This is a genomic window from Moritella dasanensis ArB 0140, from assembly GCF_000276805.1.
GTDB lineage: Bacteria > Pseudomonadota > Gammaproteobacteria > Enterobacterales > Moritellaceae > Moritella > Moritella dasanensis.
On sequence record NZ_AKXQ01000043.1, the window covers coordinates 1 to 15,627 of the forward strand.

General features: G+C 41.6%; 7 protein-coding genes and 1 tRNA gene. 5 read left to right on the forward strand and 3 right to left on the reverse strand.

Annotation, left to right across the window (positions count from 1 at the left end; all coding sequences use genetic code 11):
• Positions 1–5,916 (reverse strand): retention module-containing protein (locus A923_RS23035; RefSeq protein WP_017223727.1); only part of this gene is annotated, 5,916 nt, incomplete at its 3' end.
• Between the two features lie 692 nt (positions 5,917–6,608).
• Between A923_RS23035 and A923_RS0121385 the strand changes: the two genes are divergently transcribed.
• The 5 genes from A923_RS0121385 (at position 6,609) to A923_RS0121405 (ending at position 14,079) form a co-directional block, all read left to right on the forward strand.
• Positions 6,609–8,003: an HlyD family type I secretion periplasmic adaptor subunit gene (locus tag A923_RS0121385; RefSeq protein ID WP_017223728.1), complete on the forward strand. Its 1,395-nt coding sequence runs from the start codon at positions 6,609–6,611 to the stop codon at positions 8,001–8,003.
• 5 nt (positions 8,004–8,008) lie between these two features.
• Positions 8,009–9,322 carry a TolC family outer membrane protein gene (locus A923_RS0121390; protein WP_017223729.1) on the forward strand — a complete coding sequence of 438 codons (1,314 nt, stop codon included), beginning with the start codon at positions 8,009–8,011 and terminating at the stop codon, positions 9,320–9,322.
• A 17-nt stretch (positions 9,323–9,339) separates the two neighbouring features.
• Positions 9,340–9,930, forward strand: a complete 591-nt coding sequence (locus A923_RS0121395) for an OmpA family protein (protein WP_017223730.1) — start codon at positions 9,340–9,342, stop codon at positions 9,928–9,930.
• Positions 9,931–10,012: 82 nt separating this feature from the next.
• Complete coding sequence (locus A923_RS0121400) at positions 10,013–11,956, forward strand: bifunctional diguanylate cyclase/phosphodiesterase (RefSeq protein ID WP_017223731.1); 1,944 nt, start codon at positions 10,013–10,015, stop codon at positions 11,954–11,956.
• Positions 11,953–14,079: a type I secretion system permease/ATPase gene (locus tag A923_RS0121405; RefSeq protein ID WP_017223732.1), complete on the forward strand. Its 2,127-nt coding sequence runs from the start codon at positions 11,953–11,955 to the stop codon at positions 14,077–14,079. Before A923_RS0121400 ends, A923_RS0121405 begins: the two co-directional genes overlap by 4 nt.
• A gap of 225 nt (positions 14,080–14,304) precedes the next feature.
• Here A923_RS0121405 and nadA read toward each other — a convergent pair whose 3' ends face one another.
• On the reverse strand, positions 14,305–15,312 hold the full coding sequence (gene nadA / locus A923_RS0121410) for a quinolinate synthase NadA (RefSeq protein ID WP_017223733.1): 1,008 nt from the start codon (positions 15,310–15,312) through the stop codon (positions 14,305–14,307).
• Between the two features lie 190 nt (positions 15,313–15,502).
• Positions 15,503–15,578: transfer RNA gene (locus A923_RS0121415), tRNA-Lys, on the reverse strand.
• Positions 15,579–15,627 lie beyond the last annotated feature (49 nt).

Below are 15,627 nucleotides of genomic sequence, written 5' to 3' on the forward strand. Positions count from 1 at the left end.
CACGTTCAGGTCAATATTGACATTATCACTCGCGTCTTTCTGATCAACTGGACCTGTCACGGTGACTTTATACGAACCGTCAGTCGCGATGATCACTGTCATCACAGGTTTATCTGCGCTATCCAGTACCGTTAATGTATTACCGGCAACCGTGAATGTAGTCGCCTGACCATTACTCGTAATGCCCGCAAGACTTGGTTGATTTGATTGGAATTCGATGCTCGCGATTTCATCAGAGCCCACATTCAGTGGGATCTGACCTTCAATTGCCTTATTTTCGTCTGTTGACTCATTAATGGTCACACCGGAATCAGTACCAAACGATGGGTTTGCACCATCAGTAATAGTGATATCAACATTAGCTGGTGCATCTAAATCATCCCCATCGGTATCGGTCGCTTGCACTGGCACATTGATGTGGATGTTGTCACCCTCAAAGGTCACGTAACCAGCATCACTTGAACCGTTATGATCTAACGGGACATTCTGCGTGATACTCACCGTAACTTTCACGTCTTGGTCTTGCTGCTCGCCAGATAAAGACACCGTCACTGCAACAACGCCGCTTGGCAATGTACCGACCAAATTACCGCTGCCGTCGACTGTAAAGGTCAGCGCTTCTCCGCCCGAGGTTAGTTCAGCTTGCAGCTCTGCGATTAACGCAGCTTGCAAAGCAGGGTCGATAACAATTGAATCAGGAACAAGACGATCTTCACCCGCTTGGATCACAAACGAGCCAGATTGTGATCCAGGGTAAGTGGTATCAGTACCACCAACACCGTTACCATCAACATCTAAATCACCTTCAGCCAGTGTTAACTTACCTTGATCTCCACCTGCGGCATTGCTGCCATCAGTGAGGCTAACTGCCAGTGTGCCGTCAGTGCTATCGCCATCGTTATCGGTGGCTGTCACACTCAAATTAATATTGGTCAATTCGCTGTCACTTTGATCCACTGGACCAGTGACAATTACTTGGTATGAACCATCCGTCGCGATAGTGACTGTCATCACCGCATCGCCCGCGCTGTCGAGTACGGTTAATATATTATCAACAACCGTAAACGTCGTCGCTGCGCCGTTACTGGTGATCCCTGTTAATCCAGGTTGCGCTGCTTGGAAGACAATACTGTCAATCGCGTCTGAGCCCACATTTAATGGGATCTGACCAGACATTGTTTCGCCTTTATCATCTGTCTCATTAACGGTCACACCAGAATCAGTACCAAACGAAGGATTTGCACCATCTGTTATCGTGATATCTACATTAGCTGGCGCATCTAGATCATCACCGTCGGTATCCGTTGCTTGCACCGGCACATTGATGTGGATCTCGTCATTAGCGGACGTTATGTAGCCACCGGTGTCGCCAGTATTAGTATGATCTAACGGGACATTCTGCGTGATGGTCACCGTGACTTTCACATCTTGACCTTGTTGCTCGCCAGATAAAGACACCGTAACAGCAACAACGCCGTTTAATGCACCAACAAGATTGCCGTCACCATCGACGCTAAAGGTCAGCGCTTCTCCGCCCGAGGTTAGTTCAGCTTCCAGTTCTGCGATTAACGCAGCTTGCAAAGCAGGGTCGATAACGATTGAATCAGGAACAAGACGATCTTCACCCGCTTGGATCACAAACGAGCCAGATTGCGATGCAGGATAAGTGGTATCAGTACCACCAACACCGTTACCATCAACATCTAAATCGCCTTCAGCCAGTGTTAGCACACCGTCATCGCCACCCGCGGCATTCTTGCCATCAGTAAGGGTAATAGCCAATATGCCGTCAGTGCTATCGCCATCGTTATCGGTGGCAGTCACACCCAAATTAATATTGGTCAATTCGCTGTCACTTTGATCCACTGGACCAGTGACAATCACTTCGTATGAACCATCCGTCGCGATAGTGACTGTCATCACCGCATCGCCCGCGCTGTCGAGCACGGTTAATATATTATCAACAACCGTAAACGTCGTCGCTGCGCCGTTACTGGTGATGCCTGTTAATCCAGATTGCGCTGCTTGGAAGACAATGCTGTCAATCGCGTCTGAGCCCACATTTAATGGGATCTGACCAGACATTATCTCGCCTTTATCATCTGTCTCATTAATCGTGACGCCAGAGTCAGCAGCAAACGAAGGGTTCGCGCCGTCAGTGATGGTGATATCGACATTGGCTGCCACATCTAAGTCATCACCATCGGTATCGGTTGCTTGCACCGGCACATTGATGTGGATCTCGTCATTAGCGGAAGTTATGTAGCCACCGGTGTCGCCAGTATTAGTATGATCTAACGGCACATTCTGCGTGATGCTCACCGTCACCTTCACGTCTTGACCTTGCTGCTCGCCAGATAAAGACACCGTCACCCCAACAACGCCGTTTAATGCACCGACAAGATTGCCGTCACCATCGACGCTAAAGGTCAGCGCTTCTCCGCCCGAGGTTAGTTCAGCTTCCAGCTCTGCGATTAACGCAGCTTGCAAAGCAGGGTCGACAACGATTGAATCAGGAACAAGACGATCTTCACCCGCTTGAATCACAAACGAGCCAGATTGTGATGCCGGGTAAGTGGTATCAGTACCACCAACACCATTACCGTCAACATCTAAATCGCCTTCAGCCAGTGTTAGCACACCGCCATCCCCCCCCGCTGCATTGCTGCCATCCGTAAGGGAAATAGCCAATGTGCCGTCAGTGCTATCGCCATCATTATCGGTCGCTGTCACACCCAAATTAATATTGGTTAATTCACTGTCACTTTGATCCACTGGACCAGTGACAATCACTTGATATGAACCATCCGTCGCGATAGTGACTGTCATCACCGCATCGCCCGCACTGTCGAGTACGGTTAATATATTATTAACAACCGTAAACGTGGTCGCGGCGCCGTTACTGGTGATCCCCGTTAATCCAGGTTGCGCTGCTTGGAAGACAATGCTATCAATCGCGTCTGAGCCCACATTTAATGGGATCTGACCAGACATTGTCTCGCCTTTATCATCGGTCTCATTAATGGTCACACCAGAATCAGTACCAAACGATGGATTTGCACCATCTGTTATCGTGATATCTACATTAGCTGGCGCATCTAAATCATCTCCATCGGTATCGGTCGCTTGCACTGGCACATTGATGTGAATTTCATCATTAGCGGACGTTATATAGCCGCCGATGTCGCCAGTATTAGTATGATCTAACGGGACGTTCTGCGTGATGGTCACTGTAACCTTCACGTCTTGGCCTTGCTGCTCGCCAGATAGCGATACAGTCACTGCAACAACGCCATTTAATACACCCACAAGGTTGCCGTCACTATCGACGCTAAAGCTCAACGCTTCTCCGCCCGAGGTTAGTTCAGCTTCCAGCTCTGCTATTAACGCAGCTTGCAAAACAGGGTCGATAACGATTGAATCAGGAACAAGACGATCTTCACCCGCTTGAATCACAAACGAGCCAGATTGCGATGCAGGGTAAGTGGTATCAGTACCGCCAACACCGTTACCATCAACATCTAAATCGCCTTCAGCCAGTGTTAGTACACCGTCATCGCCACCCGCCGCATTCTTGCCATCAGTAAGGGTAATATCCAATATGCCGTCAGTGCTATCGCCATCTTTATCGGTCGCAGTCACGTTCAGGTCAATATTGACATTATCACTCGCGTCTTTCTGATCAACTGGACCTGTCACGGTGACTTTATACGAACCGTCAGTCGCGATGATCACTGTCATCACAGGTTTATCTGCGCTATCCAGTACCGTTAATGTATTACCGACAACCGTGAATGTAGTCGCCTGACCATTACTGGTAATGCCCGCAAGACTTGATTGATTTGATTGGAATTCGATGCTCGCTATTTCATCAGAACCCACATTCAGCGGGATCTGACCTTCAATTACCTTGTTTTCGTCTGTTGACTCATTAATTGTTACACCAGAATCAGTACCAAACGAAGGATTAGCACCATCTGTTATCGTGATATCTACATTGGCTGCCGTATCTAAATCATCTCCGTCGGTATCAGTTACTTGCACGGGCACGTTGATATGGATCTCATCATTATTAAAAGTCACGTAACCCGCTGTATCAGAACCATTATGATCCAGTGAGACGTTTTGCGTGATGGTCACCGACACTTTTACATCTTGGCCTTGCTGTTCGCCCGCTAGGGAAACCGTAACAGCGACATCACCGCTCGGCAATTTACCAACCAAATCACCGTTACCATCGACTGTAAAAGTCAGTTTTTCGCCGCCCGAGGTCAGTTCGTTTTGCAACTCGGTAATTAACGCATCTTGTAAAGCAGGGTCGATAGCGATGGAATCTGGGACCAAACGGTCTTCACCCGCTTGAATCACGAACGAACCTGATTCTGACGCTGGGTAAGTCGTATCTATATCATTTAGGTTAACACCATCACCCGCTACGTCTAAATCACCTTCGTTCAACGTAACAGTGCCTAGGTTATTACCATCTGTACCGTTTCCACCCGCATCACCACCATCAGTGATAGTGATGTCGATCGAACCATCGGTGCTATCGCCGTCTTTGTCGGTAGCGGTAACGTTCAAGTCAATATTGGTTGATTCGCTGTCAACTTGGTCAACAGGACCAGTTACGGTCACTTCGTATGAACCGTCAGTGGCGACAGTCACCGTCATCACAGGTTTGCCAACACTATCCACTACTGTCAGCGTATTACCGACAACCGTGAACGTGGTCGCTTCACCATTACTGGTCATACCCGCAAGACTTGGTTGGTTTGATTGGAATTCAATGGTCGCGATTTCATCAGAACCCACATCTAGTGGAATTTGACCGGAAATTACATCGCCTTTTTGCGTTGTTTCATCAACAGTGACACCCGAATCCGTACTAAATGACGGGTCAATACCATCAGCAATACTGATGTCAATGGTAATAGGGTTATTTAGCTTATTATTGCTAGCATCGGCGCCCTGAATAGACACATTAATATTTATTTGATCATCAATATTCGTGACTAAACCTGAGCTATTTGTGCCATCACCATGATCAATAGGTTGGTGTAATGTCGTCGTGATACTCACAGTAACATCTGGACCATTGCTACTGGTATCTAAATCAATAGTCAATACCAGTTCACCGTTGTGCGTACCAATAATAGAGTTTGTTACTGAATCAAAGACAAATTCAATAGACTCACCACCTGATGTGATATCACTATTTAGTTCGCTAAGTAAGTTATCAAGAGTAAGGGTATCGAACGTAAATGAATCAGGATTGAGTGGCTGTGTTCCTGCTTCAATAGTGACAGATTGAGTGGTTACGACTGGATAAGTACTCGATTGAACATTATCACCTAAATCGCCTTCAACCAAAGAAATAGACGCTGCATTGCCCCCTTCAGCTGTAAGATTAGCGAGGCTTTCATCTTCATTTCTTGTTTCTTGTTGCTCACTAGCAGTATCAAACCCGGCTTGTGCAAGTAATTCATTATTATCATAATCAATAACAACAAACGAGCTATTTGATGAACCTTGCGCTTCATTACCTGCCGCAGTGTCTATCGTTTCTGTTGGATCATCACCAGCTAAAATTGCATCTTGAATCGCAGCTATATCATCCAATGAAAAGTTAGCATTACTCGCGCCTTCTGCACTAAACGATACGCTATCACTGAGCTCTGATATTTTTAGGCCATCTTCGGACATAATGATGCAGGTGGGGCAAGATTCATTCACAATAGTAGGAATGCCATTTTTCATCACAACAAATTTAGCACCGGCATTTGCAACGAGTACTTCATCTGATTGCATCTGATAATCAGCTTCAATAGGGACAATCTTTTCCCCTGCTTTAATAATAAAAGCGACATCCTTTGGAATCTGCATATCAACCACATTTATCGTATCGTTCTTAGCCATAAAAATACCACTCCATAAACACTTAAACTATGTACAAACCCACAGATAATTTAACATTTGTTACCACATTATTACCGTACTGTTACTACACTTCTATTGTAGTTCTATTACATTGTTATTGTTGTTATTAATATTATTGTTATTGTTATTGTTATTGCATTTTAAAGGTATACTTTCCAGTAATGATACGTTGACCATTATGTTGTATAGCTATTGCTATTGCTTTTTTTATATCGTTTAATAATATGTGGCCATATTATCACATTGTCATTTAAAATAATCTGTTGCAAATATACTAGGGTCTGTTTATCTTTGTTTGAAATTTTTACGATAGGAGAGAATCTCGTATAATCGCTTACGTGTTGGCAGTCCTTGGCCTGATTTATCTGCATTTTTGGTTTATGGAATACGATTTATCGCGGATTTTTCTTAGCTTGAGAAAAATCATATTGATTAGATTATTTAAAACATGCTCACCCTCACATACTCAATGATTTGGCTACCAATGTGAAAGATCAACAGGCCTTAGCAGAAGAAAAGTAAATTTAAACACTTGTAATACAAAAAGTTGAGAATGAATGTTTAAGGTATTAAACTTTGCTCTCTTTTTTATAAAGAATATCTATTTTTAGATCTAGAATGTACCTACGTATTTACAGTAGGAGTTCTTAGACAATAGCATTGGTAATTATATGGCTAAAAAAAACCGAGCACTTTCACCTACTCAATTAGATTTCGTTGATGATAAATCAGCGGCATTATTATTAAATACACCACACAGTGCAAGAATTATGCTTTGGGTCATGGTTCTATTTTTTATAGTCGCAATTGCTTGGGCGTCTGTTGCTGAGCTCGATAAAGTAACAGTGGGTACGGGTAAAGTAATCCCGTCATCGCAGCTACAAATTGTGCAAAACCTCGAAGGTGGCATAGTTAAAGAAGTGTTAATAAAAGAAGGGCAGCATGTCGAAAAAAATCAAAAATTATTATTACTTGATGACACCCTCTTTCGATCTGATTTTCGTGAAAGAACACAAGGCTTAGCAGGCTCTCAAGCTGACTCGATACGATTAAATGCTTTATTAGGCAGTGTCACGGTTAACAAAGAAAAAGCAAATACTAATTGGCGAAAAAGTGTTGATGTTAAAGATAACATACTTAAATTCGATACTAACTTTGTAGATAAACATAAGAAATTAGTGCGACGTCAAGAAAATGAGTACAAGGATAAAATCGCAAATATTCAAAACCAACTATCAGGAATGGCGCAACAGATCAATCAAAAAGAACGCGAATTAATCGAAACTAAATCACGTATGAACAACCTTCGACGCAGCTATGACATCGCGAGTGAAGAATACAACATCACAAAACCACTTGCTGACGAAGGTGTTGTACCAAAAATTGAATTACTCAAATTACAACGACAGTTAAACGATACCAAGCGTGAATTGACCTCTGCAGAGCTTCAGATACCAGTAACACAGGCAACAATTCAAGAGGTCATTTTCAAATACATTAATATTGCTTCTAATTTTCGCTCTGAAGCACAAGCGGAATTGAATGAAACGAGTGACCAACTCAACAGTTTATTAGAATCACAGGTTGGTCTTGAAGATCGCGTAAATCGAACTGTCGTTTTATCTCCTGTAAAAGGCACAATTCAAAAAATTTATGTTAATACAGTAGGCGGGGTCATTCAGCCAGGTATGGACTTAGTTGAAATTGTACCAACAGAAGATGCTTTAATGATTGAGGCAAAAATTGCGCCTCAAGATATTGGTTTTTTACGCCCAGATTTACCTGTAATAATCAAATTTAGTGCTTATGACTTTACCGTCTACGGGGGGTTGTCTGGTTACTTAGAAACAATCAGCGCAGACACAATTCAGGATGAAGAAGGAAATAGTTATTACCAAGTACGCATAAGGACAGAAGATAACACTCTTAAAGGACCAGATGGTGAACCCTTACCGATCATCCCTGGTATGACCGCATCGGCAGACATCATCACAGGCAAGCGTTCTGTTTTAGATTACCTGCTTAAACCCGTTCTTAAAGTTCGTCAAACGGCATTAAGAGAGTAATTATAATGATAATCAAAAAACGTATTAAAAAAATCGCACTGCTTATTAGTCTTCAATCCATGGCGATACCAGTGATGGCGCAATCATTAGAGCAAGCGATAGCCCAAACACTAAGATCTAATCCTGAAATAAAAAGTGCATATAATGAATTTATGAGCCGTAACGAGCTCATAAACTCTTCAACAGGTGACTACCTACCTTCTGTCGATCTAGAAGCTGGAGTTGGTTATGAAGATTACGATAATGAAACTGGCTCCAAAGGGGAGTATGATCCTCGAAATGTAAAAATATCGTTCAAACAATTATTGTGGGATGGCTCGATTTCCTATAACGATATTCAGCGTAATAAAGCTGAAGCAGAAGCGCAACGTTACCAATTATTGTCTGATGCACAAGACATAGCATTAACGGCTACTGAAAGTTACCTCGATGTATTACGCGCCCAAAACATATTAACCCTGTCTAAAACCAACTTTGCTGTTCACCAACGTATGTATTCTGATATTAAAAAACGTGCAGATGCTGGTTTCGGATCTAGCGCTGATCTTGCCCAAATCGAAGGGCGTTTAGCGCGTTCCAATAGCAATTTAATATCAGCACAAAATAACCTTATCGATAAAAATACGTCATTTTTCCATACAATTGGCGCATTTCCTGAAGCATTAGAGAAACCAGAGGTTGATATCAATTTCCTCGCTAAATCACTTGATGATGCAATGGAAAAAGCACGAAATAATAACCCTGTTACCTATGTCGCCTCTAATGATATCGAAGCTGCTCTGCAACAATACGAACAAGCCAAAGGCACATTTTACCCATCATTTAGCATTGAAGCATCTCAAGAATGGGGAGACGAGCTCAATGGCTCACCAGGTTATACTGATGAGTTTTCAGCCATGCTAAAAATGCGTTATAACCTCTATAACGGCGGCTCTGATAAGGCAAAAAGTCGTCGCGCGGCATACCAAATAAATAAATCAAAAGATATTCGAGACAGTGCCCACCGTATGCTAGAAGAAGGTACGCGTTTAGCATGGAGTGCAATGGAACTGACATCCGAACAATCCAAATTTTTACAACAACATGTCGATGCTTCAGCTAAAACCGTCATCGCGTATGAAAAACAATTTAGGATTGGGAAGCGAACACTATTGGACTTATTGAATACAGAGAATGAACTATTTGAATCACGAAAAGCCTATTTAAATGCCCATTACAGCGGTATTCTGGCCAAATATCGAGTATTAAATGCAACAGGTTTATTACTCGATTCAATGCGTGTCGATGTACCAAAGAGTTGGGTTAGCACTGTCAAATAGAAAAGGGAATAATAACAATGAAACGAACTTTAACTGGTTTATTAGCACTCACCTTATTTGGCTGTTCTGTCACAGTGGAAGAGCCGCCTATTGCAGAGCAATCACAAGACCAACGAGACTTTGATCACGATGGTGTCATTAATCTTCGAGATCTATGTGCTGATACCCCTCATTCTGCCATCGTAGATAACGATGGTTGCCCAACAAGCATAAAGCGTGACGAAGAAAATTCTGTACGGGTTCTTTTTGCTAATGATTCGACTGTAATACCTGAAACCTTCTTACCAGAAATTCAACGCATGGCTGATTTTTTAGATGCCTATCCAGAAACCTATATTGAATTACAAGGTTATGCGAGCCCAGTAGGTAAAGCAGAATACAATATTGCGCTATCAAAACGACGAGCAACAAAAGTGCGGAAAGAGCTGATTGCCGAAGGTGTTGCTCCTCAGCGAATCAAAGCCGTTGGCTTCGGTGATGTAGAACCAATAGAAGCAGAATCAAGTGAAGCGACTAACACGCTAAGCCGTCGTGTTGTGGCTCGAGTTGTCGGTTCAAAAGGCATCCTTGTTGAGGAATGGACTATTTTCACGTTCAGAGATCGTTAATGTTATCCCTAATCATTGACTCTATATGAATGATTAAAATCAAAATAAATGAACCTAAAACTAACTTTAATGAGTAAGTATAATGACACTTTATAGACAACTATTGATATGGGTACTGGTTGTATTTTTTGCTATTATCACCTCAGTATTTGTGATCCAATTCAACACAACACGTGATTTATTGCGTGAACAACAATCTACTGAAATTGACAATGCAGTCAGAACTGTCAGTCTGGCATTAACCCCCTATTTGCAGGTCAATGACACTGTATCTGTAAAGTCAATTTTCAACGCTAGCTTCGACGGCAACCTTTGCAGCAAGGTACACCTCGGTATGTTAGATGATAGTGATGAGGTTGTTCTTAGCTATCCCACACAAGTAACAAATGTACCTAGTTGGTTTCAAAGTATCATCATTATCGATCCTATAACGCGAACTTCAGCCTTGACCAGTGGTTTGATACCATTAGCAAACCTCACTGTAACCAGCAGTTCAATTTATGCTTACCAACAGCTTTGGCAAGCGAGTTTACAGCTTATATTCAGTTTGATTATTACATTCTCATTAGGTTTATTATTACTCGCCTTTATTTTATCTAAAGTGCTTAAACCGCTAAAAGCAATTCAAAATCGCGCTCGTCAAATGTCTGATAATCAATTTGGCCCTCCTTTAACGATTCCCACTACTCGGGAATTAAGTGACGTGGTTATTGCATTGAACCATATGAGTGCACAACTCAAAGTCCATTTTGATCAGCAAGCGCAAGAGGCCGATAATTTACGTATTAGAGCATATCAAGATGCTGTATCGGGGCTCGCAAACCGTAGCTACTTAATGTCGCAAATAAATTCCTGGTTAACATTACCTTCGACAGGCGGTATCGCATTATTAAAAGTAGATTTAATTACAGATGCCTATGCACAAGGTGGGGTTGAGGCTGGCGACCACCTAGTACAAACATTATCGTCTCGGATGAAAGAATTTATCAATGATGATTATACGCTCGCACGCATTAACCAGTCCGAATTCATGTTACTCGCACCACATGTCACGGCGGTAGAACTAAAAACTATGGGGCGTTCATTACTGCTTATGACATCAGAACTGCAAAATGACCCTCTTTATATTGCTCCAGTTCAAGCAAGAGTCGGTTTAGTCATGCGCAATCATGGCGACACAATGACGACACTACTTGCACAAGCTGATAATGCGCTTATGCAAGCAAGGCAGCAATTACAAGAACCTTTAGCATTATTTGATGTAAAAGAGCAAAGTCAGGCTATTAAAAAGGTCACGATAGGTAAGCAACAATGGAAAGCATTAGTAGACGAAGCTATTGCTAATAAGTTGTTTAAATTCAACTTCCAAAAAGCTATTGATCATCACCAAAATACGCTTCATCAAGAAGCATTTGCTTATATTCAGAAAGACAGCCAACATTATTACGCCGCACAGTTTTTAGGGGCCATAGAACAATTAGATACGAGTACACATATGGATATGCACATCATCGATGAACTATTTGATATGCTAAAAAATGATAAAAATATCGATACTATTGCAGTTAATATTACAAAGAAAAGCGTCAATGACACAGGCTTCATTCGTTGGTTAGCCAATAAAATGCAATCTAACCCACAATTGAAAGAGCGTATTATATTTGAGCTTCCTGAAATTTGTTTTATCAAACATAGTAACAATGTAGGGTTATTATGTGACATAATTCATCAAAATAACTTTGCTTTTGGTATCGATAATTTTGGACATAATTTCAGTTCGATCGGCTACCTAAATAAGTTTCGTCCAGCATATGTAAAACTGGATTTTGCATATACTCATCAACTTGAAAACCAAGTCAAAGCTGATGTGCTTGCATCAATTACCCGAACAGCGAATAACCTATTAATTACAACCATTGCGACTCGTGTTGAAGCAATCAGCCAACAAGAAAAATTGGCTAAGCTTATGGTAAGGGGTTTTCAAGGTTATGTGGTAGATAAAATAAATAGTGAAAAAAATATATGAAAGATCCCCTACTTCAGTCTTTAGTTTATGTAAGTCGTTATTATGGTCAGGCCAATTCCCCGGAAGCTTTGGTTTCAAATCTACCCCTTGCTGACGGTCTTCTTACTCCATTTCTTTTGCCTCGTGCGGCCGAAAAGGCAGGCTTACAAGCCAAAGAGAGCAAAATGGCTCTCAATGATATTTCTCCGTTATTATTTCCTATCATCATACTCTTAAAAGGAGGTGATGCGTGTGTTGTTCTCAGTGTCGACCATGAAAAAGGAGAAGCAGAAGTTGTACTCGCACAATCAGATACGGACCAACAATGGGTAAGTTTTGATGATCTAAACCAGCAATACACAGGACATTTATTTTTAATTAAAAAACGCTTTCGATATGATGAGCGTTCTCCTGAGATATTAAAAAACCGCGATGGTCACTGGTTTTGGAGTACAATATGGGAATCTCGTAACATCTACCGCGATGTATTGATCGTTTCGATTTTAATCAATATTTTTGCTATTTCTACCCCACTCTTCACTCGTCTTGTTTACGATAAAATAGTGCCTAACCTGGCATTTGATTCTTTATGGGTACTGGCTATTGGTATCTCCATTATTTTTGCCTTTGATTTAGTACTAAAAATTATGCGAAGTTATTTTATTGACCTAGCAGGGAAAAAATCAGATCTATTAATTTCAGCTAAAATATTTAGCCGAGTGATGGGTATTCGAATGGAAGTTAAGCCTCCTTCAGTCGGTGCTTTTGCTCGTCATATGCAAGAGTTTGAATCTATTAGAGAATTTTTCACCTCTGCCACAGTCTCATCATTAATTGATTTACCATTCGCATTGATATTCCTTGTTATTATTTGGTTTGTGGCTGGACCTCTAGCATATGTCCCTTTGATTGCCGTCATTATTTTAGTTATATATAGCTTATTTATTCAACGACCTTTACGTCGTAGTATTGAAGAGGGATCGCGTCTTTCATCACAAAAAAATGCCAACCTAATTGAAAGCTTAAGTGGTTTAGAAACCGTAAAACTATTCGGAGCACAAAATCAATTCCAGTACCGTTGGGAAGAAGCCGTTGCCCACATGGCTAATTGGGGGCTCAAATCTCGTCGAATTACAGATTCAGTGCAAAATATCGCTGGATTTTTACAACAGTTTGCCTCTGTAGCCATGATCGTATTTGGTGTCTACCTCATTGCTGATGGCCAGTTAACCATGGGGGGACTTATTGCTGCCACCATGTTAAGTGGACGAGCTGTTGGCCCTTTAGTACAACTGTCATTGTTATCAACACGCTACAATCAAGCAAAATCAGCCATGACTATCATCGAGCAACTTATGCAGATGCCTACAGAGCAAGAAGACGGTAAACGTTATATTCACCGTCCTCTAATCAAAGGTAAAATTGTGTTTGATAAAGTTAGTTTTACTTACCCTAATGCAACTAATGCCGCACTTAAAGATGTCAGTTTCACGATTACCCCAGGAGAAAAAATTGCTATCATTGGCCGTATCGGTTCAGGAAAAACGACCATCGAACGTTTGATTATGGGGTTATACCAGCCCATAGAGGGATCAGTTCAAATTGATGATACCGACATCAACCAACTTCATCATATTGATGTTCGTCGAAATATCGGTTGTGTACCTCAAGACATCACTTTGTTCTTTGGCTCTATTCGAGACAACATTATTTTGGGTCGCCCACTAACAACAGATGAAGATATTTTACTTGCAGCACAACGCTCAGGGGTGACAAACTTTACACAACAAGATGCAGCTGGTTTAGAGAAACAAGTCGGAGAAGGCGGTGCAGCTCTTTCTGGTGGGCAACGTCAAGCGATTGCCATTGCTCGAGCCCTAGTTGGAAAACCTCCAGTACTGTTAATGGATGAGCCAACAAGCAGCATGGATAACCGTTCAGAAATGTACATTAAGCACCAACTAAACGGCTTATCTAAAGACGAAACACTTATTCTTATTACTCATAAAAATAGCATGTTAGATGTTGTCGATCGTTTAATTGTGATGGAAAAAGGACATATTATTGCTGATGGACCTAAGAGTCAGGTACTTAAACAATTAAGTGAAGGCAACGTTACACGGGCAAAAGTCAACAATGAATAAAGCTATGTCTGAATCAGCTGTTGCGGTAATGCCCAGCAGCTTCTAAGTCCTTTACTCTTAATCACTTCGAGCCTAATACCTGATTTACTACAAAATGCTTTATATACCGCTGAAGTAATTCATACACAAGTTAAGATGATCGTTCGACAGCTGTACCGTCAGACATAACCAAAAAAGCCTGAAGAAAATGCATTCAGGCTTTTTAAATTTTAACGTCTTAAACGTTTAGTTTGATACGTTAAAATTTAGCATGCGCTCTAATGGGATAAGCGCCTTTAGACGAATCTCTTCATCAACAAAGACTTCATGCCCACCATCATTGATTAATGAATCTTCGATAGATTTAAGGCCATTCATAGCCATCCAAGGACACATAGCACAACTACGACAACTCGCGCCATTACCACCTGTTGGAGCCGCTATCATTTCTTTATCCGGACACGCTTGTTGCATCTTAAAGAAGATACCTTTATCGGTAGCAACAATCAGCTTTTGCTGTGGTAATTCTTTTGCCGCTTTAATCAACTGACTTGTAGAACCCACTGCATCGGCAAGATCAATCACATCCGCTGGTGATTCAGGATGAACAAGCACCGCTGCATCTGGATTTTCTGCTTTTAAGCGTTTTAATGCCGACGCTTTAAATTCATCATGTACGATACAAGCGCCCTGCCAACGTACCATTTTCGCGCCTGTTTGCTTTTCAATCCAAGCACCCAAGTGACGATCTGGGCCCCAAATTAATTTCTTACCTTCACTATCAAGATGATCGACAACATCCAATGCAATACTCGATGTTACAACCCAATCGGCGCGTGCTTTGACAGCGGCAGATGTATTGGCATAAACAACAACGGTATGATCAGGATGTGCATCACAAAATGCAGAGAACTCTTTAACCGGGCAACCAAGATCTAATGAACAAGTTGCATCTAACGCAGGCATGATAATACGCTTGCTTGGCGCTAAGATCTTTGCTGTTTCACCCATGAAGCGAACACCAGCAATGATAAGCGTTTTAGCTGGATGGTTATTACCAAAGCGAGCCATTTCTAAAGAGTCAGCAACACAACCGCCAGTCTCTTCTGCAAGTGCTTGAATTTCAGGATCAGTATAATAGTGGGCAATTAATACAGCATCTTTTTCTTTTAAAAGCTGTTTAATACGCGCTTTATAATCCAGCTTTTCTTGTGCTGATAACGGAACTGGTTTTTCTGGGAATGGGTATTCCATTTCTACTACATTGGGGATCATAGCTAATTACTCAGTGCTCAAAAAAATTATCTTCGGGTATTATACATGGCATTGTCATGAAAACGTAATTTAGCGTGTGTTTTTTTCGAGGTAAAAAAAAAGCCTCGCTAATAGCGAGGCTTTTTTTCTTTATACTACTTTTTCATCATTCAGAATAAAGTAGTTAAATTGGTGGGCTGTGAAGGATTTGAACCTTCGACCAATTGATTAAAAGTCAACTGCTCTACCAACTGAGCTAACAGCCCTTTTTATCGATAGTTTACCTATCGTTTAACTGGTTGCGGGAGCAGGATT